The 19182-nt window shown below is 67.8% G+C and carries 20 protein-coding genes and 1 tRNA gene; 8 read left to right on the top strand and 13 right to left on the bottom strand.

Going from position 1 to position 19182, the window contains the following annotated elements; all coding sequences use genetic code 11:
* Positions 1-28: 28 nt before the first annotated feature.
* A complete protein-coding gene (locus LRR16_RS11275) occupies positions 29-715 on the bottom strand; it encodes a lactate utilization protein C (protein WP_023265151.1) in 687 nt (228 codons plus the stop codon).
* A 97-nt stretch (positions 716-812) separates the two neighbouring features.
* The gene (gene pncB / locus LRR16_RS11270; RefSeq protein WP_006578044.1) at positions 813-1988 is read right to left on the bottom strand and encodes a nicotinate phosphoribosyltransferase; all 1176 of its coding nucleotides are present in this window, start codon (positions 1986-1988) and stop codon (positions 813-815) included.
* A 346-nt stretch (positions 1989-2334) separates the two neighbouring features.
* On the opposite strand from pncB, the gene fdxA reads away from it, so the two are divergent.
* The 8 genes from fdxA to LRR16_RS11230 all read left to right on the top strand — a co-directional run bounded on the left by fdxA (position 2335) and on the right by LRR16_RS11230 (position 7257).
* Positions 2335-2658, top strand: coding sequence for a ferredoxin FdxA (gene fdxA, locus LRR16_RS11265; protein ID WP_006578043.1), 324 nt, complete (start codon positions 2335-2337; stop codon positions 2656-2658).
* A gap of 109 nt (positions 2659-2767) precedes the next feature.
* Entirely contained in the window at positions 2768-3874 is a 1107-nt protein-coding gene (locus LRR16_RS11260) for an NAD(P)/FAD-dependent oxidoreductase (protein WP_006578042.1), read from the top strand.
* Between the two features lie 16 nt (positions 3875-3890).
* A complete protein-coding gene (locus LRR16_RS11255) occupies positions 3891-4124 on the top strand; it encodes a hypothetical protein (RefSeq protein WP_157072095.1) in 234 nt (77 codons plus the stop codon).
* A 33-nt stretch (positions 4125-4157) separates the two neighbouring features.
* Positions 4158-4233: transfer RNA gene (locus LRR16_RS11250), tRNA-Asn, on the top strand.
* A 234-nt stretch (positions 4234-4467) separates the two neighbouring features.
* Entirely contained in the window at positions 4468-4680 is a 213-nt protein-coding gene (rpsU, locus tag LRR16_RS11245) for a 30S ribosomal protein S21 (RefSeq protein WP_006578041.1), read from the top strand.
* A 208-nt stretch (positions 4681-4888) separates the two neighbouring features.
* Positions 4889-5290, top strand: coding sequence for a VanZ family protein (locus tag LRR16_RS11240; RefSeq protein ID WP_232205881.1), 402 nt, complete (start codon positions 4889-4891; stop codon positions 5288-5290).
* 136 nt (positions 5291-5426) lie between these two features.
* The gene (gene nodI / locus LRR16_RS11235; RefSeq protein WP_232205880.1) at positions 5427-6338 is read left to right on the top strand and encodes a nodulation factor ABC transporter ATP-binding protein NodI; all 912 of its coding nucleotides are present in this window, start codon (positions 5427-5429) and stop codon (positions 6336-6338) included.
* Positions 6339-6387: 49 nt separating this feature from the next.
* Entirely contained in the window at positions 6388-7257 is an 870-nt protein-coding gene (locus LRR16_RS11230) for an ABC transporter permease (RefSeq protein ID WP_255674110.1), read from the top strand.
* A 153-nt stretch (positions 7258-7410) separates the two neighbouring features.
* Here LRR16_RS11230 and LRR16_RS11225 read toward each other — a convergent pair whose 3' ends face one another.
* From LRR16_RS11225 to truA, 11 genes are all read right to left on the bottom strand, one after another.
* Positions 7411-8616, bottom strand: a complete 1206-nt coding sequence (locus tag LRR16_RS11225) for an O-succinylhomoserine sulfhydrylase (RefSeq protein ID WP_232205879.1) — start codon at positions 8614-8616, stop codon at positions 7411-7413.
* 192 nt (positions 8617-8808) lie between these two features.
* The gene (gene purF / locus LRR16_RS11220; RefSeq protein WP_232205878.1) at positions 8809-10335 is read right to left on the bottom strand and encodes an amidophosphoribosyltransferase; all 1527 of its coding nucleotides are present in this window, start codon (positions 10333-10335) and stop codon (positions 8809-8811) included.
* Between the two features lie 95 nt (positions 10336-10430).
* A complete protein-coding gene (locus LRR16_RS11215) occupies positions 10431-10928 on the bottom strand; it encodes a CvpA family protein (protein WP_006578036.1) in 498 nt (165 codons plus the stop codon).
* A gap of 28 nt (positions 10929-10956) precedes the next feature.
* Entirely contained in the window at positions 10957-11751 is a 795-nt protein-coding gene (locus LRR16_RS11210) for an SPOR domain-containing protein (protein ID WP_232205877.1), read from the bottom strand.
* A gap of 108 nt (positions 11752-11859) precedes the next feature.
* A complete protein-coding gene (folC, locus tag LRR16_RS11205) occupies positions 11860-13170 on the bottom strand; it encodes a bifunctional tetrahydrofolate synthase/dihydrofolate synthase (RefSeq protein WP_232205876.1) in 1311 nt (436 codons plus the stop codon).
* A 243-nt stretch (positions 13171-13413) separates the two neighbouring features.
* Positions 13414-14286 (bottom strand): acetyl-CoA carboxylase, carboxyltransferase subunit beta, encoded by an 873-nt coding sequence (gene accD / locus LRR16_RS11200; protein WP_006579934.1) that lies wholly within the window; start codon positions 14284-14286, stop codon positions 13414-13416.
* A 223-nt stretch (positions 14287-14509) separates the two neighbouring features.
* Positions 14510-15313: a tryptophan synthase subunit alpha gene (gene trpA, locus LRR16_RS11195; protein WP_064575940.1), complete on the bottom strand. Its 804-nt coding sequence runs from the start codon at positions 15311-15313 to the stop codon at positions 14510-14512.
* 2 nt (positions 15314-15315) lie between these two features.
* The gene (locus tag LRR16_RS11190; RefSeq protein WP_232205875.1) at positions 15316-16296 is read right to left on the bottom strand and encodes a site-specific DNA-methyltransferase; all 981 of its coding nucleotides are present in this window, start codon (positions 16294-16296) and stop codon (positions 15316-15318) included.
* On the bottom strand, positions 16296-17489 hold the full coding sequence (gene trpB / locus LRR16_RS11185) for a tryptophan synthase subunit beta (protein ID WP_232205874.1): 1194 nt from the start codon (positions 17487-17489) through the stop codon (positions 16296-16298). The genes LRR16_RS11190 and trpB overlap by 1 nt, the downstream gene beginning before the upstream one ends.
* 114 nt (positions 17490-17603) lie before the next feature.
* On the bottom strand, positions 17604-18356 hold the full coding sequence (locus tag LRR16_RS11180; protein WP_232205873.1) for a phosphoribosylanthranilate isomerase: 753 nt from the start codon (positions 18354-18356) through the stop codon (positions 17604-17606).
* Entirely contained in the window at positions 18340-19164 is an 825-nt protein-coding gene (truA, locus tag LRR16_RS11175) for a tRNA pseudouridine(38-40) synthase TruA (RefSeq protein WP_006577315.1), read from the bottom strand. The genes LRR16_RS11180 and truA overlap by 17 nt, the downstream gene beginning before the upstream one ends.
* Between the last annotated feature and the right edge of the window lie 18 nt (positions 19165-19182).

Genomic DNA, 19182 nt, shown 5'->3' with positions numbered 1-19182 from the left:
CGTCCCGCGTGCCGTGCCGCAGGCTCGCTCAGGCCTGTTCGACCAGCACCACGTGCACGCGATACGGTCCGTGCGCGCCGAGCACGATGGTCTGTTCGATATCGCCAGTACGGGACGGACCGCTGATGATGTTGGTCGCGCGCGGCAGCTCGCCGCGCTCGGCGCGCACCAGCGCGAAGGCTTCCTCGAGGTCGGCGACGATGCGCCCGGCGGGCACCACCGCGATATGGGTCTCGGGCAGCAGCGCGCCGGAGGCGAAGGTCTCCGGTCCGGACAGCAGCATCAGCGAACCGGTCTCGGCGATCGCGCAGAAGCACCCGGTGATGCCGACCAGGTCGCCATGCTCGCGGTCGGCCTGCGGATCGCGCAGCGGTGGCCGCGCTTCGACCGCGATGCCCTGTGCCTGCCAGTCGAGCGCACCGAGCGCCGGCCAGGCGACCGCGCGCGGCGGCAAGGCCAGCCCGCTCAGATAGTGCGCCACCGCCGCCGGCACGTCGGCCAGCGTGGCGACGCGCTCGACCGTCGAGGCCATCTTGCGCGCCTGCACGCTGAAGGCTTCGACCAGATCGCCGGCCACGCCGGGACGCGGCCCCTGCGGATGGCGCGCCAGATAGTCGGCCACCGCCTCGCGCTCGCCCCGGGTCGGTTGCGCCGGCCGCCCCTGGGCGGCACGGATACGGGCGAAGATGCGGTCGCGAGCGGAATCGGTATTCATGGTTCGGGCGATCGGAGTCGGGAGGCGGGAGCAGCGGGCATTATAAGTCCCCCTGCCCGCGCCCTTCGACGGAAAACGGCGCCAGGATCAGGCTGGCTCAGGCGGTCTCCACGCCGAACACCTGGCGCAGATAGCCGAGGTAGGCCGGGTCGTCGCACATCGTCTTCTCCGGCGTGTCCGACAGCTTGGCGACCGGCTGCCCATTGCAGCGGACCATCTTGATGACGATCTGCAGCGGCGTGTAACCCAGGTCGTTGGTCAGGTTGGTGCCGACACCGAACGCCAGCCGGCAGCGGCCGCCGAAGCGTTCATACAGCTCGATCACGCGCGGGATATTGAGGTTGTCGCTGAAGATCAGCGTCTTGCTGCGCGGATCGACGCGGTTCCTGGTGTAGTGCGCCAGCATCCGTTCGCCCCAGGCCACCGGATCGCCGGAGTCGTGCCGCACGCCGTCGAACAGCTTGCAGAAGTACAGATCGAAGTCGTTCAGGAAGGCGTCGAAGCCGTAGGTGTCCGACAGCGCGATGCCGAGGTCGCCGCGATATTCGCGCGCCCAGGTCTCGAGCGCGAACACCTGCGAATCGCGCAGCCGCGGCCCCAGCGACTGGCAGGCCTGCAGATATTCGTGCGCCATCGTGCCGAGCGGCGTCAGGTTGTGCTGGCGGGCGAAATGCACGTTGCTGGTGCCGGCCAGCTGCGGTCCGAGCAGCTGCTGCATCGAGGCCAGCACCTCGCCCTGCCAGTCGCGCGAGAAGCGGCGGCGCGTGCCGTAGTCGGCGATCACGCAGTCGTCGCGGCCCGGCATGCGCAGCAGCGCCAGCTTGTCGACCAGGCGGCGCCGGCCCTCTTCCCAGTCGGGCTGCGGCTGCGTATGGCGGAAGTACACCTCGTTGACGATCGCCAGCAGCGGCACCTCGAACAGGATGGTATGGAGCCACGGGCCGCGGATCGTGATGTCGATCTCGCCGGGGTGCGTCGGCGACGGGCGGACCGACACGTACTTGGCGTTGAGCTGGAACAGCCCGAGGAAATCGACGAAATCGCTCTTGATGAAGCGAAAGCCGCGCAGGTATTCCAGTTCGTCCTCGGTGAAGCGCAACTGGCACAGCAGTTCGATCTGCGCGCGGATCTCGTCCGCGTACGGCGTCAAATCCACGCCGGCATTGCGGCATTTGAAGCGGTACTCGACCTGGGCCGCCGGGAAATGATGCAGCACCACCTGCATCATCGTGAATTTGTAGAGGTCGGTGTCGAGCAGAGACTGGATGATCATGGCGTAACCCGCACAAGTGTGCCGAATCAGGCCCACATGCTACCCCATCGCGCGACCTCGTCGTGCATGGGGCCAATACAAGACCGTTGCGCATCGCACCGGCAAACCAGCACCCGATGACCGTGCGCCAATGCCGAACAGGCTCGCATAAAGAAATAAGAAAACTATCTGATTCGGCTATATAGGGCCGCTGTGCGGGACGAACGGGTCGGCTACAATACCGATCTTTGAAAGGCCGCGGTCGACGCTCGTCCCCGCGCGTGCGGGCGTTGTACGGGCACCAGTACCGACACAAGCGGCCAAAAACAGTCTCCCATCGAAGCCGATCCGTTTTCCTGGAACCGAAATGACTCACGTTGTCACCGAATCCTGCATCCGTTGCCGCTATACCGACTGCGTTGACGTGTGTCCGGTCGATTGTTTCCGCGAGGGCCCGAACTTCCTCGCGATCGATCCGGACGAGTGCATCGACTGCGCGGTGTGCGTCGCCGAGTGTCCGGTCAACGCGATCTATGCCGAGGAAGACGTGCCGGGCGACCAGCAGCAGTTCATCGAACTGAACGCCGAACTGGCCCGCAGCTGGCCTTCGATCACCAAGACCAAGGCCCCGCTGCCCGAGGCCGAGGAATGGAAGGACGCCACCGGCAAGCTGCAATACCTGGAGCGCTGAGCCGACGCGCCGGCCGCACCCACCCGATAGCGACAAAGAGAAAGCCGTCCCCACGCGCTTTCCCGCAATGCCGGGCACAGACCGTGCCCCCAAACGTATCAGGACGCATATGGACTTGAGCATCCCCAACCCCGTCGCGGACACCACCAACCAGGTCGGCGGCAACGCTGGCGGTGGCCAGCCCCTCGAAATCGACGCGCTGATCGTCGGCGCCGGTCCGGTCGGCCTGTTCCAGGTCTTCGAACTCGGCCTGCTCGAGATCAAGGCGCACGTGATCGACTCGCTGAAGGTCGTCGGCGGCCAGTGCGTCGAGCTGTATCCGGACAAGCCGATCTATGACATCCCCGCGGTACCGATCTGCACCGGCCAGGAGCTGACCGACAACCTGCTCAAGCAGATCGAGCCGTTCGAGCCGACCTTCCACCTCGGCCAGGAAGTCTCGGTGGTCGAGCGCCAGGAGGACGGCCGCTTCTTCGTCGAGACCTCGCTCGGCACCCGCTTCCTGACCAAGACCATCTTCATCGCCGCCGGCGTCGGTTCGTTCCAGCCACGCACGCTGAAGGTCGAGGGCCTGGACAAGTTCGACGGCAAGCAGCTGTTCTACCGCGTCAAGGATCCGAGCCGCTTCCACGGCCGCAATCTGGTGGTCGTCGGCGGCGGCGACTCGGCGCTGGACTGGACGCTGGATCTGGTCGGCAAGGCCGAGTCGGTGGTGCTGATCCACCGCCGCGACGGCTTCCGCGCCGCGCCCGCCTCGGTGGCGAAGATGAAGGAACTGTGCGAGCAGATGGAAATGCAGTTCATGGTCGGCCAGGTCACCGGCTACGAGGAAAAGGACGGCGTGCTGACCGAGATCAAGGTCACCGGCGGCGACGGCGTGACGCGCCGCATGCCGCTGGACGATCTGCTGGTATTCTTCGGCCTGTCGCCGAAGCTCGGCCCGATCGCCGAATGGGGCCTGGACCTGGAGCGCAAGCAGATCAAGGTCGATACCGAGAAGTTCGAGACCAACATCCCGGGCATCTTCGCGGTCGGCGACATCAACACCTATCCGGGCAAGAAGAAACTGATCCTGTCGGGCTTCCACGAGGCCGCGCTGGCCGCCTTCGGCGCCGCGCCGTACATCTTCCCCGAGAAGAAGATCCACATGCAGTACACGACGACCTCGCCGAAGCTGCACAAGATCCTCGGCGTCGAATCGCCGGTGTTCGACTGAGCGATTTCGCGATCGGATGACGAACCAGAAAACCGCCTTCGGGCGGTTTTTTGTTGCGCCCCGCAAATTCTTCTTGGCATTCGCGGCGCTCGCCGTCTATAATGCGCCCCTCGCCAACGCACATTCGCGGCACCGGATCGGCCCCACGGCTTCCGACCCAACGAATGGGCAGGCAAGCCGGACACTTCGGCGCAACGTTTGGCGGATGACGCAACGACAACAAAATGTCGAAACGTTGTTGACGAAGTAACGAGAAACTGGCTATAATCCTTTTCTCAGCTGTTCCCCGATAGCTCAGTCGGTAGAGCGACGGACTGTTAATCCGCAGGTCCCTGGTTCGAGCCCAGGTCGGGGAGCCAAAGAATAAAAGGCCCGCCATCCGAGATGGCGGGCCTTTTCACTGGTGCGCTGGCATCTTGCGTGACCGACGTCGTCGCGACTCGCACGCCCACCCTTCCGGTCCACTGCCCCGCCACGCTTGCGGGGTTTTGCCAACACCCAGCTCCGCGGGTATCGGCAGCGAGCGCAGGCTCGAGGCTGCCGAGGCTCACCGTTCCACCCCGCCGCAGCAGCGGCACCCCGAAGGACACGCTTTGACCAAGATCGTTTTGAAGCCGGGCGAACCGGTTGATGTCGCCATGCGGCGATTCCGCCGGGCCATTCTGCAAAATGGCCTGATCGTCGAACTGAAGAGCCGCACGGCCTACGAGAAGCCGACGACCGAGCGCAAGCGCAAGAAGAAGGCCGCCGAGTCGCGCCTGCGCAAGCGTCTGCGCATGCAGATGCTGCCGAAGAAGATGTACTAAGCCTCTTCGACTGCCGGGGAGTCCCGCGGGCGCGGCGCATCGCCCACCGCGTGACCCCCTGCCGCTCTTCCCTGCCTGGGAGCGCCCCCTCGTCCAGCCTTCTGGCCGACGACACCCGCTGCGCCACCCATCCCGCCAGCCGATATCGGGCACCTGCCCCGGCTGCTACATTACGTTCCTGTTGTCTCGCCTCAGGAACCGTTTCCGCATGTCTTCCCGCACGCCTTTCCGTCCGTCATCCAGTCTGACGATCGGTCGGTCGCCATGGCGTCTCGCGTTCTGGCTGTGCCTGTGCGCCGTGCTGACGCTGGCGCTGATGCCGCCGGCCGCGCCGATGCCGACCACCGGCTGGGACAAGAGCAATCATCTGCTGGCCTTTGCCACGCTTGGCGTGCTCGGATGGCGCGCCTATCCGTCGCGGCCCTGGCTCGTGCCGATCGGCTTGCTGGTCTATGGCGGACTGATCGAGTGGCTGCAGTCGATGACGCCCTATCGCTCCGCCGACGCGATCGACGTGCTGGCCGACGGCCTCGGCCTGGCGCTGGGCTGGCTGCTGCACGGGCTGGTGCGTTCGCTGATGCGCCGCCTGCGGGCCGGACCCACGGCCTAGCAGCCGCGACCCGTACCGCGACGGGCCAGACAGACGCAGGACCGCGCCGCTTGTGCTGCGGCGCGCCAAGGACCGATCGCAGGCGGATCGGCATAATGGCGGGATTGCGCCAGGCGCGCTTCACCGGAACGCTGCGTTGACTGCCATTCTCGAGTTGCGCCACGTGCGCAAGCAATACGGCGATACCGTCGTCGTCGACGATCTGAGCCTGCAGGTGCAGCGCGGCCAATGCTTCGGCCTGCTGGGCCCCAACGGCGCCGGCAAGACCACCACGCTGCGCCTGCTGCTGGGGCTGGCCACGCCGGCCTCCGGCGAGCTGACGCTGTGCGGCGAACCGGTTCCCGCACGCGCGCCGCAGGCCCGCATGCGCGTCGGCGTGGTGCCGCAGTTCGACAATCTGGACCCGGACTTCACCGTGGTCGAGAACCTGCGCATCTTCGGCCGCTACTTCGGCCTGCCAGCCGCCGAGATCGAACGGCGCGTGCCGATGCTGCTCGAATTCGCCCGCCTGGAAAACCGCGCCGACGCGCATGTGCGTGACCTGTCCGGCGGCATGCGCCGGCGCCTGACCGTGGCGCGTGCGCTGATCAACGATCCGGACCTGCTGGTGATGGACGAGCCGACCACCGGGCTCGATCCGCAGGCGCGCCATCTGATCTGGGACCGGCTCAAGTCGCTGCTGGCCGCCGGCAAGACCATCCTGCTGACCACGCATTTCATGGAGGAGGCCGAGCGGCTGTGCAACTATCTGTGCGTGATCGACGGCGGCCGCAAGATCGCCGAAGGCAAGCCGCACGAGCTGATCGACCGGCAGATCGGCTGCGACGTGGTCGAGGTCTATGGCGAGGAACTGGACGCGCTGCGCGAGCGGCTGGCGCCGCTGGCCGAGCGCACCGAGAAGAGCGGCGAGACGCTGTTCTGCTACGTGCGCGAGCCCGAGCCGCTGCTGGCCGCGCTGCACGGCAATGGCGGCATCCGCTATCTGCATCGTCCGGCCAATCTGGAGGATGTGTTCCTGAAGCTGACCGGCCGCGAGATGCGGGATTGATCGCCATTCACCAACCCGCCCGCGACGCACCGAACCATCGAGAGAAACCATGAGCGAACGAGACCCGGACCCGGGCAACGACGGCAAGCTGGCCACCGCGGCGGCCCCGGCCGGCGGCGCGACCGTTGCCGCGCGGCGCTATCCGCAGCCGCTGTGGCCGCTGAACCTGCGCAACTGGACCATGGTCTGGTACCGCAACTACCGCGTCTGGCGCAAGCTGGCGATCCCGTCGATGATCGGCAACCTGGCCGATCCGATGATCTATCTGTTCGGCCTCGGGCTGGGGCTGGGACTGCTGGTCGGCCGCGTCGACGGCGTCTCTTACATCGCCTTCCTGGCCGCCGGCACCACCGCCTCCAGCGTGATGATGTCGGCCAGCTTCGAATCGATGTATTCGGCGTTCTCCCGCATGCACGTGCAGCGCACCTGGGAGGCCATCATGCACGCGCCGCTGACGCTGGGCGACGTGGTGCTCGGCGAGGTGCTGTGGGCCGCCAGCAAGGCGGTGCTGTCCGGCGTGGCGATCATGCTGGTGGCCAGTGCGCTCGGCTATGCGCAGATGCCCAACGCGCTGCTGGCGCTGCCCGTGATCGCGCTGGCGGGCATCGCCTTCGCCAGCCTCGCGATGATCGTCACCGCGCTGGCGCCCAGCTACGACTTCTTCATGTTCTACCAGACGCTGGTGATGACGCCGATGCTGCTGCTGTCGGGCGTGTTCTTCCCGCTGGAACAGCTGCCGCCCGGCGTGCAGTCCGCCACGCAGGCGCTGCCGCTGGCGCACGCGGTGGCGCTGATCCGGCCGCTGATGCTGGACCGCCCGGTCGAGCAAGCGGGACTGCATCTGGCCGTGCTGGGCGCGTATGCGGCGGTGGCGCTGGTCGTGGCGCTGATGCTGCTGCGCCGGCGGATGCTGCGCTGAGGCGGGACACCGTCGGCGTCGTTCCCGCGCAGGCGGGAACCCAGCGTCGTGGATAGCCACTGGGTCCCCGCCTGCGCGGGGACGACGGACTGGCTGAAAGCAAAAAGCCGGCCCCGGGGCCGGCTTTTGTTCTTGTTGGCCAGCGAGCCGGGATCAGTCGCGCAGCCCGCGCAGCAGATCCGCCTTCAGGTCCTCGACCGACTCCAGCCCCACCGCCATGCGGATCAGGCCCTCGCCGATGCCGGCCGCGGCCTTGGCCTCGGGGCTGACGCGCGCGTGCGTGGTGGTGTACGGATGGGTCACCGTGGTGCGCGTGTCGCCCAGGTTGCCGGTGATCGAGCACAGCCGCGTGCTGTCGATCACGCGCCAGGCATTGGCGCGCTGCTGTTCCGGCGTCGCGCCCTTCAGTTCGAACGACACGATCGCACCGCCACCGCTCTGCTGGCGCATCGCGATCTGGTGCTGCGGGTGCGACTTCAGCGCGGGGTGATAGACGCGCGCCACCGCCGGATGCGATTCGAGGAACTGGGCCAGCGCCAGCGCACTGGCCGAATGGCGCTCCATGCGGATCGCCAGCGTCTCCATGCCCTTGAGCATGACCCAGGCGTTGAAGGCCGACAGCGTCGGGCCGGCGGTCCGCACGAAGGGGAACACCTTGCCCATGATGAAATCCTGCTTGCCCAGCACCGCACCGCCGAGCACGCGGCCCTGGCCATCGATATGCTTGGTCGCCGAATGCACGACGATGTCGGCGCCCAAGCGCAGCGGCTGCTGCAGCGCCGGCGAGCAGAAGCAGTTGTCGACCACCAGCAGCGCGCCGGCATCGTGCGCGATCTCGGCCACCGCCGCGATGTCGGACACCTCGGTCAGCGGATTCGACGGCGTCTCGAGGAAGAACAGCCTGGTATTGGGCCTGACCGCCGCGCGCCAGCCGGCCAGGTCAGTGCCGTCGACGAAGGTGGTCTCGACGCCGAACTTCGAGAAGATGTTCGAGAACAGCGTCATCGTCGAGCCGAAGATCGCGCGCGAGCTGACCAGGTGGTCGCCGGCCTGCATCGACGACAGCACCACCGACAGGATCGCGCTCATGCCCGAGGCGGTCGCCATGCAGGCCTCCGCGCCTTCGAGCGCGGCCAGCCGCTGCTGGAACATGCTGACGGTCGGATTGGTGAAGCGCGAGTACGTATAGCCCTGTTCCGAGTTGGCGAAGCGCTCCGCGGCCTCTGCGGCGCTGCCGAAGCAGAAGCTCGACGTCAGGTACATCGCCTCCGAATGCTCCATGAACTCGCTGCGCAGCGTGCCGGCGCGCACGCCGAGCGTATCAATGCCGAGGGAGTCGAGGTCGAGCGGTTCGTTCATGGTCGGGAATTCGTGGGTAGTGATGGACTGGCTCCCCTCTTCCGCTCGCGGGAGAGGGGTTGGGGGAGACGGTAAAGGGCGCTCGCCATGCCAACGTCCTTGCCATGACGAATGCCCTGCCCTCTCCCCCGCCCCTCTCCCACCAGTGGGAGAGGGGAGAAAGTCGGCGCCTGGGAAGACAGCCGTGAAACTTTACTCGTTGCCGCCCGAGCGCTGCAGATGCAGCTGCGAACGCTCGGTGTCGCCGCCGCCCTCGCGGTCGGCTTCGCTGCGCGCGGTCTCGAGGCGGTCCAGATAGGCCTCGTCGATATCGCCGGTGATGTACTTGCCGTCGAAGCACGAGGCCTCGAAGTCCTTCAGCGCCGGGTTGATGTCGCGCACCGCCTGCTTCATCGCCTCGACGTCCTGATAGACCAGCTGGTCGGCGCCGATGATGCGGCAGATCTCGTCATGGCTGCGGCCATGCGCGACCAGCTCGCTGCGGGTCGGCATGTCGATGCCGTAGACGTTCGGGAATTTCACCGGCGGCGCCGCGGACGCGAAGATCACCTTGTTGGCGCCCGCATCGCGCGCCATCTGCACGATCTCGAACGAGGTGGTCCCGCGCACGATCGAGTCGTCGACGATCAGCACGTTCTTGCCCTTGAACTCGACGCCCATCGCGTTGAGCTTCTGGCGCACCGACTTCTTGCGCACCGCCTGGCCGGGCATGATGAACGTGCGGCCGACATAGCGGTTCTTGAAGAAGCCCTCGCGATAGTTCAGGCCCAGCTTGTTGGCAACCTGCATCGCCGCGGGCCGGCTCGAATCGGGAATCGGCATCACCACGTCGATATCGCCGGCGCTGACCTCGCTGCGGATCTTCTCGGCCAGGTAGTCGCCCATGCGCAGCCGCGCATCGTAGACCGGCACGCCGTCGATGCACGAATCCGGCCGAGCCAGGTAGACGTATTCGAAGATGCAGGAGTTCAGCAGCGGATTGTCGGCGCACTGCCTGGTGTAGAGCTTGCCGTCCAGATCGATGAAGATCGCCTCGCCCGGCGCCACGTCGCGCTCGAGCTTGTAGCCGATGCCCTCGAGCGCCACCGACTCCGACGCGACCATCCATTCCTTGCCGTTGGGCGTCTCGACGCTGCCCAGGCACAGCGGACGGATGCCGAACGGATCGCGCACCGCCAGCATGCCGTAGCCGGCGATCTGCGCGGCGATCGCATACGAGCCGCGCACGCGGCGGTGCATGCCGGCCACCGCGGCGAAGATGATCTCGGGATCGAGCGAAGTGCCGTTGCTGGCGCGCTGCAGCTCGTCGGCCAGCACGTTCAGCAGCACCTCGGTATCCGAATGCGTATTGATGTGGCGGCGATCGCGCCGGAACATCTCCTCGCGCAGCTGCTGCCAGTTGGTCAGGTTGCCGTTATGGGCCAGGATGATGCCGTACGGCGCATTGACGTAGAACGGCTGGGCCTCTTCCTCGCTGGAGGCCGAGCCCGCGGTGGGGTAGCGCACCTGGCCGATGCCCGCCGCGCCCGGCAGGCCGCGCATATTGCGCGTGCGGAACACGTCGCGCACCAGGCCGTTGGCCTTGTGCATGTGGAAGGTGCTGCCGTTGGCGGTCGCGATGCCCGCGGCGTCCTGACCGCGGTGCTGCAACAGCAGCAGGCTGTCGTAAATCAACTGATTGACGGGCGTGGCAGACACCACACCGACGATACCGCACATGCCAAGCTCCCAGGAAAGGCTTTGATTCGGCGCGCCCTGCGCGCTGCCGACGGCAGACCAGGCGCGAAAATTTCATGCCGGGCGGGTGCCCGGCCTCAAGTTCTGACGTATTTGGCGATTTCCGGCGGCAACCAGGGCCGCAGCGACTCCATCGCGGCGATCACATAGGGGCGCGACACCGCGTCGCGCCAGAAAGGTTCGTCGGGCAATTTGGTGAAGCCGGCCAATGTGACCAGCAGCATCACCACCAGCGCGCCGCGCGCCACTCCGAACACCAGTCCCAGCCCGCGATCGGCCGGCTTCAGGCCGGTGGTCTCCAGCAGTTGGCCGATCACCGCGCCGACCAGCGCCGCACCGATCACGGTGCCGAAGAACAATACCGCGAATCCCGCGGCGCTGCGCGCGAGCGCTCCGCCGGGCAGCGACTCGGGCATCCATTGCGCCGCGACCCCGACATAGTTGTAGGCCACGAAGAACGCCGCGATCCAGCCCACCAGCGACAGCAGTTCGCGCATCAGGCCGCGCAGCGCGCCGACCAGCCCCGAGGCGATCAGCACGAACACGACCGCGTAGTCGAAGAACGTCAGCTGCATTCCCGCCAGCACCGCTGTCCGCCGCCGCTCAGAGCTCGACCACGCGGGCCGTCAGGCCGGCCGCGCGGACCCGCTTCTCGGCGGCGTCGGCGGCATCGCGGTCGGAAAACGGGCCGGCGCGCAGCAGGATGCGTTCGCCGTCGGCCAGCGCCTTGCGTTCGATATATGCGGGCACCTTGTTCGCCTTCAACTTGCTCATCCACTGCTTCGCCTTGTCCTCGGTCGAGAAGGCGCCGACGAGGATCACATATTTGCCGCTGCCGGACGATCTGGCTTCCGTCCTGGATTCGGGCTTCGATTCCGGCCTGGGATCGGCCTTGGCCACCGCTTCGGTGCGCTCGGCGGGCTTTTCCGCCGGCTTGTCGGCCGGCTTGTCGACCCCACGGGCTGCCGGTGCGCTGACCAGTTCCTCGCCGGCATCGAGCGCCTGCGCATCGAGGCGGGATTGCTGCTGCGGGGCCAGCGGCGCCGCCTTGCGCGGCTCGGGCCTGGCCTGCGCCTCGCCCTGGCCGCCGCTCAGGCGCACCGCGATCTGGTCGGCGGCGGGACGCGGCTCGGTCTCGAACACGATCGGCAGCACGATGACCGCGGCCACCGTCATCACCAGCGCGCCGATCAGGCGGCGCCGCGCGCGTTGCTTCTGCGGGAATTCCGGGTCCAGCATGTCGTCCGCATAATCGTCGGCACCTCGATCGGCACCCCGGCGCGTATCGCGGCTGCCGGCGCGGGTGCCGGCGGCCCCGGCGTCGCCGCGGGCGCGCCGTGCGCGCTCCGGTGCCGCGTCTTTGCCCTTGCGGAAGGAAAACAGCGAAAGCAGGCCCATAGATTGGTTCGGTGCGGGCGGCAGGCGCGGCCGCCCCTTGGTTTGTCGCTCGACCGCGGCGCGTGCCCCGGAAGTGCCCGCGTAGTGCCCTGGAAAATGGTCCGCAGGCTAGTTGGCCTGGGTCGCGCGGTACGCCATCACGCCGGCCACGGTGTAGAACGATCCGAAGACCAGGATTCTATCATTCTCGGTGGCACGCTCGATGGCGTCCCGATAGGCCGCCTCGGGGCTCGCAAAGCACGCCGCGGTGGCATCCGGACCCGGCTGGAAGCCACCCTGCTCCAAGTGCTCCAGCAGGTCCTGCGCGCTGGCCGCGCGCGGCGTCGGCAGGTCGCACAGGCACCAGTGATCGACCTTGTCGCTCAGGTGGCGCAGCACGCCGGCGATGTCCTTGTCCGCCATCGCGCCGAACACCGCGTAGGTGTAGCGGAAGAACCCCATGTTGTCGAGGCTCTGGCCCAGCGTCGCGGCGGCATGGGGGTTGTGGGCGACGTCGAGGATCACCGTCGGACGGCCCGCCATCACCTGGAAGCGCCCGGGCAGATCGACGAAGGCGAGCCCATTGCGCACTTCCTGCGCGCTGACCGGCAGCCGGTCGCGCACCGCCTGCAGCGCGGCCAGCGCGGCCGACGCGTTCAGCAGCTGGTTGGCGCCGCGCAGCGCCGGATAGCCCAGACCATTGAGCTTGCGGCCGCGGCCGCTCCAGTCCCACTGCAGCCGCTCCTGGCCCTTGGCGGCCTGGTGCTGGAAATCGCGGCCGACCAGCCACAGGTCGGCGCCGATCGTCTCGGCGTGCTCGACCAGCGAGGCCGGGGGCATCGGGTCCCCGCAGATCGCCGGCACATGCGGGCGGAAGATGCCGGCCTTCTCGAAGCCGATCTTCTCGCGCGTGTCGCCCAGGTACTGGGCATGGTCGATATCGACGCTGGTGACGATCGCGCAGTCGGGATCGAACACATTGACCGCGTCAAGCCGGCCGCCCAGCCCGACCTCCAGGATGATCGCGTCGAGCTGCGCGGCGGCAAAGGCATGGACGATCGCCAGCGTGGTGAACTCGAAATAGGTCAGGCTGACCGGGTCGGCGAAGCTGGTGCGGGCGCGCTCGACCGCCTCGAAATGCGGCAGCAGCTGGGCGTCGGTGGCGATCTCGCCGTTGATGCGCGCGCGCTCGTTGAATGACAGCAGGTGCGGCGTGGTATGGCAGCCGACCTTGTAGCCTGCTTCCAGCAGGATGCGTTCGAGCATCGCGCAGGTCGAACCCTTGCCGTTGGTGCCGCCCACGGTGAAGACCAGCGCGTCGATGCGCAGGCCGAGCGCTTCCTTGACCCGGCTGATCCGGGTCAGGCCCATGTCGATGCCGACCGGATGCGCGGTTTCGAGGTGGGCCAGCCACTCGGGGAGGGAGGAGAAGATAGGCATGATGCTGCGGTGATCAGCTGCGGTTCGCGGGCCACCGCTCCCCTCTCCCGCTTGCGGGAGAAGGGCTGGGGGAGAGGGCAAGCGGTGGCGGCAGGCCCTGGGCGGGTTCCAAGCCACCCCCTCTCCCCAACCGTCTCCCCCTGAGGGGGAGAGGGAGAACAGCACCCGTGAATCGATACTACTCAATGAAAAACGCGGACCAGGTCCGCGTCGTCAAACCATCCTTCGGCGATCGGCGTCCGTTCAGGCCACCGCGTCGGCCGGCTGCTTCTGCAGCAGCGCCAGCAGTTGCGCGAGCTCGGCACGCAGCTTGCGCCGGTCGACGATCATGTCGATGGCGCCCTTCTGCAGCAGGAACTCGGCGCGCTGGAAGCCTTCGGGCAGCTTTTCGCGCACGGTCTGCTCGATCACGCGCGGGCCGGCAAAACCGATCAGCGCCTTCGGCTCGGCGATCACCACGTCGCCCAGGAAGGCGAAGCTCGCGGAGACGCCGCCCATGGTCGGGTCGGTCAGCACGCTGATGAACGGCAGCCTGGCCGCCGACAGCTTGTTCAGCATCGCGGTGGTCTTGGCCATCTGCATCAGCGACAGCAGGCTTTCCTGCATGCGCGCGCCGCCGGTGGCGCTGATGCAGATGAACGGCACCTTCTGCTCCAGCGCCGCCTGCGCGCCGCGGGCGAAGCGCTCGCCGACCACGGAACCCATCGAGCCGCCCATGAAGGCGAATTCGAAGCAGCTGACCACCACCGGAATGGTGTGGATCGCGCCGCCCATCACGACCATCGCGTCGGTCTCGCCGGTCTCGTCCATCGCGGCCTTGATCCGGTCCGGATATTTCTTCGAGTCCTTGAACTTCAGCGCGTCGACCGGCACGATTTCCTGGCCGATCTCATAGCGGCCCTCGGCGTCGAGCAGCGAATCGAGCCGCTCGCGCGCGCGGATGCGCATATGGTGGTCGCACTTGGGGCAGACATGCAGATTGGCCTCGACGTCGGTCCGGTACAGCACGGACTCGCACGACGGGCATTTGACCCACAGGCCCTCGGGGATGCCCTTGCGGGACGAGGGGTCGGTCTGTTGAATCTTCGGGGGCAGGAGTTTATCCAACCAGCTCATCAAAACGCTCCTTTCGGATAAGGCCGCGGCCCGGCGCATCGCAGCGTGGCATTGCCGCTTGTTACGGCGCACGTGCGCGCAGGTGCAGGCCCGGCCATCGGCCAAGGCGGCGAATGTACCACGCTCGCCGCCCAGGGGCCGACTTTCTGTGCTGCGGAAGGCAGGGATCGGCGGCTGCCGGCGGTGAAATATCGCCGAAGTGCGCCAATATGAGGCTAATGCGTCACGCCTTGCCGTCCAGCGCCGCGCGGATCTCCGCGATAAACGAACGCAGCGATTGTACCGCCTGTTCCCGCGGCGCTTCCTCCAGCAGTTGCACCAGCCGGCTGCCGATCACGACCGCGTCGGCCACGCTGGCGATCGCGCGCGCGGTCTGCGCGTCGCGGATGCCGAAACCGACGCCGACCGGCAGGTTGGCGTGGCGCTTGATCACCGGCAGGCGCGCGGCGACGCTGTCGAGGTCGAGCGCGCCGGAGCCGGTCACGCCCTTCAGCGACACGTAGTACAGATAGCCGCTGGCCACCCTGGCGACCTGCGCGATGCGGGCGTCGGTGGTGGTCGGCGCCAGCAGGAAGATCGGATCGACGTCGTGCTCGCGCATCAGCTGGGCGAACGCCTCGCACTCCTCGGGCGGGTAATCGACCACCAGCACGCCGTCGACGCCGGCCTCGCGGGCGGCCTGCGCGAAGGCGCGCTCGCCCATCCGCTCGATCGGATTCGCATAGCCCATCAGCACCACCGGCGTGGCGGCGTCGCGCTGGCGGAATTCGCGCACCCACCCCAGCACCTGGGTCAGGCTGACGCCGTTGGCCAGCGCCCGCTCGGAGGCGCGCTGGATCACCGGGCCGTCGGCCATCGGGTCGGAAAACGGCACGCCCAGCTCGATCACGTCGGCGCCGCCCTCGACCAGCGCATGCATCAGCGCGACGGTCAGGCCGGGCTCGGGATCGCCGGCGGTGATGAAGGGGATCAGGCCCTTCCTGCCTTGTGCGGACAGCGCCGCGAAAGTCGTTTGGATGCGGGACATGGTCAGGATGCGAGGTGAGGCAGCGCGTCCGCCGGACCGGCGTCGTTGGCGGCTGCCGGAGTAGACGGGACGGCGGCGATCGAAGCGGCGGCGGCGGCTTCGGCGGCTTCCGCCGCTTGCGCCGCATCGGCCCGGGCCAGCGGCATCACCGAAGCCACACGGGCACGGGCGACGTCGACATAGGCGGGATTGATCTCGAAGCCGACGAAGCGGCGCCCGTGGCGCGCGCAGGCGACCGCGGTGGTGCCGCTGCCGGTGAACGGATCGAGCACCAGCCCGCCGGGCGGACAGCTGGACAGCACCATCCGCTCGACGATCTGCAGCGGCTTCTGCGTCGGATGGTCGGCGCGCTCCGGGTCCTGCCGATGGATGCGCGGCACGCTCCACAGGTCCTTCGGGTTGTAGCCGACCTCCAGCCACTTCTTGCCCTCGAATCGCGGGCGGCTGCGCGCCTTCTTGGTCTCGGCGTCGTACGGCACCCGCACCGAGTCCAGATCGAAGTAGTAGTCGCGGGCCTTGGCGAAGAAGCCGATGTTGTCGTGCACCGACGAATACTTGCGCGTGGTGCCGCCCATGCTGGGCACGCGCCGGTCCCAGATGATCTCGTTGACCATCGTCAGCCGGCGCTTGAGCATCACGAACAGCTCGGGCGAGTACTGCCAGGTGCAGAACAGGTACAGCGAGCCGCGCGGCGACAGCTTGGGCACCACCGCGTCGATCCAGCGCTCGGACCATTCCAGATAGGCCTGGCCGGACAGCCGGTCCGAATCGTTGCCGTAGTCCTTGCCGAGCCCGTAGGGCGGGTCGGCGACCACCAGATCGATCGAACCGTCGGCCAGCCGGCGCACGCCGTCGAGTACGTCCTCCTGGTACAGCAGGGCCGGCAGCGCCGGCGCGGCGGTCAGCGCGATCGCGTCGCCGCCGACCGTCGGCGTGATGGTGTCGGCGGCGGCGCCCGGTGCGGCTTCGGGAAGCGTGCGCATCAGAGCGTCAACCCCGCACGTTCGGCGACCGTGTGCATGTCCTTGTCGCCGCGGCCCGACAGGTTGACCAGCAGCAGCTTGTCCTTGGGCAGCGTCGGCGCCAGCTTGCACGCGTAGGCGATCGCATGGCTCGATTCGAGCGCCGGGATGATGCCCTCGATCCGGCAGCAATCGTGGAAGGCGCGCAGCGCCTCGTCGTCGGTGATGCAGACGTATTCGGCACGGCCGCTGTCCTTGAGCCACGCGTGCTCCGGACCGACGCCCGGATAATCCAGCCCCGCCGACACCGAATGCGTCTCGATGATCTGGCCATTCGGATCCTGCAGCAGGTAGGTGCGGTTGCCGTGCAGCACGCCGGGCGAGCCGGCGCTCAGCGAGGCCGCGTGGCGGCCGGTGTCGATGCCGTCGCCGGCCGCCTCGACGCCGATCAGCTTGACGTCCTGGTGGTCGATATACGGATAGAAGATGCCCATCGCGTTGGAGCCGCCGCCGACGCAGGCGATCACCGCATCGGGCTGCCGGCCGGTCATCTCCGGCATCTGCACCTTGGCCTCCTCGCCGATCACGCATTGGAAATCGCGCACCATCGCCGGATACGGGTGCGGGCCGGCGACGGTGCCGATGATGTAGAAGGTGTTCTCGACGTTGGTGACCCAGTCGCGCATCGCCTCGTTCAGCGCGTCCTTCAGCGTCTTCGAACCGCTCTCGACCGGCACCACGGTGGCGCCCAGCAGCTTCATCCGGTAGACGTTGGCGGCCTGGCGCTTGACGTCCTCGGCGCCCATATAGACCACGCACTCCATGCCGAAGCGGGCGGCGATGGTCGCGGTGGCCACGCCGTGCTGGCCGGCGCCGGTCTCGGCGATCACGCGCGGCTTGCCCATCTTGCGGGCCAGCAGCGCCTGGCCGATCACGTTGTTGATCTTGTGCGCGCCGGTGTGGTTCAGGTCCTCGCGCTTGAAGTAGATCTGCGCGCCACCGAGCGTCTCGCTCCAGCGCTGCGCATGGTAGATCGGCGACGGACGGCCGACGAAATGCTTCAGTTCACGGCGGAATTCGGCTTCGAACTCGGCGTCGTTGCGCAGGTTGGCATAGGCCTCGCGCAGTTCGTCCAGTGCGTAGGTCAGGGTCTCGGAGACGAAGGTACCGCCATAGGGGCCGAAGTGGCCGCGGGAATCGGGCAGGTTGTACATGAGTGGGGCTTCCGGGTGGCGCGGCCGTCTTCGTTGGATCGGCCGCGGCAGGGGAACAGGGTGGCTTGCGGGACCGGCGCGATGTCTGTGATCGGCGCCGGTCGGTCGCCAGGCTCAGGCGGCGTGGTTGGCATCCGCGGCGCGCACCGCGCGCACGAAGTCGGCGATGCGGGCGGGGTCCTTGACGCCCTTGGCCGCCTCCACGCCGCTGCTGACATCGACGGCGTAGGGGCGCACGCGCTCAATCGCGCCAGCCACGTTTTGCGCGTTCAACCCACCACTCAAAACGATGCGAGGAGCGGCGCTTGCGGTTCGATTGCCGTTGCATGTCGATGTGCCGGGATCAGGCGCAATCCATCCGGGAGGGATCAGGGTCCAGTCGAAGGCGTGGCCGCCGCCGCCATAGCCTTCGACGAAGGCATCGAGCAGGATGGCTGCGGCGTCACGATATTGATCGCCGAATTCTACCAAATCGAGACCGGGGCGCACACGCGCCGCGCGCAGGAACGGCAGCCGGCAGCGCTGGGCGGCGCGCGCGCAGTCCTGCGCGCTCTCGTCGCCGTGGAACTGCAGCAGCGACAGCGGCACCCGTTCGGCCACGTGGGCGATCTCCTCGGCGTCGGCATTGACGAACAGGCCGACCACCGCGACGAAGGGGCCGGCGGCCTCGGCCAGCGCGGCGGCGCGGGCCACATCGACATGGCGCGGGCTGCCGGGATAGAACACCAGCCCGATCGCGTCGGCGCCGGCATCGACGGCCGCGCGCACGTCGTCCTCGCGGGTCAGCCCGCAGATCTTGATACGGGTGCGCGGGCGGACCGGCACGAACTGCGCCTCGGCGCCGGGCACGCTAGTTGGCGAAGGCATCGGCAAACACTCCATGAAACAGGCTGCCGGCCGGATCAGCAGCCGGGATGCCATAGGGCTCAGGATACCTGACGCCGGCCAGATACAGGCCGTCCGGCATGAAGGTCGGCGCGGCCATGCTGCGCTGGCGCGAGGCCAGCACCTCAGGCAGCCACGAGGCCGGATAGCGCCCCCGCCCCACCGCCACCAGGCAGCCCATCAGGTTGCGGACCATGTGGTGCAGGAAGGCGCTGGCGCGAAAACGCAGGAATACCCAATCGCGGTCGGCGTGGATGCGGATCTCGTACATCGTCTTGACCGGCGACCTGGCCTGGCACTCGGCGGCGCGGAAGGCCGAGAAATCGTGCTCGCCGATCAGGCAGGCGGCGGCCTCGCGCATCGCGTCGACGTCGAGCCGCTTGCCCGGCGGCAGCATCAGGTAGCCGGCGCGGCCGTGCACCAGCGGCGCGCGGTGTGGACCGGTGTAGAGCGCGTAGTAGTAGGTCCGCTCGAACGCGGCGAAGCGGGCGTGGAACGCCTCGTCGACCGGCTTGGCCCATTGCAGCGCGATGGTCGGCGGCAGGAAGGCATTGACGCCGCGCACCCACGAGAACGGCTCGCGCGACAGCACGGTATCAAGGTGGATCACCTGCCCCAGCGCATGGACGCCCGCGTCGGTCCGCCCCGCCACCGTGGTCGGCAGCCGCTCGCCGGCGAACTGCGCGATGGCGTCCTCCAGCACGTCCTGCACGGTATTGCGGTGCGGCTGCGACTGCCAGCCGGAGAAGGCGGTGCCGTCGTAGTGGAGGCCGAGGGCGAGACGGGTCATGGATGCGCGTTTTGGATG

The sequence above is a fragment of the Cupriavidus sp. UGS-1 genome (assembly GCF_021213615.1).
GTDB lineage: Bacteria > Pseudomonadota > Gammaproteobacteria > Burkholderiales > Burkholderiaceae > Cupriavidus.
Note: the sequence above shows the minus strand (reverse complement) of the source record. Positions and strands in the feature narration are given on the sequence as shown.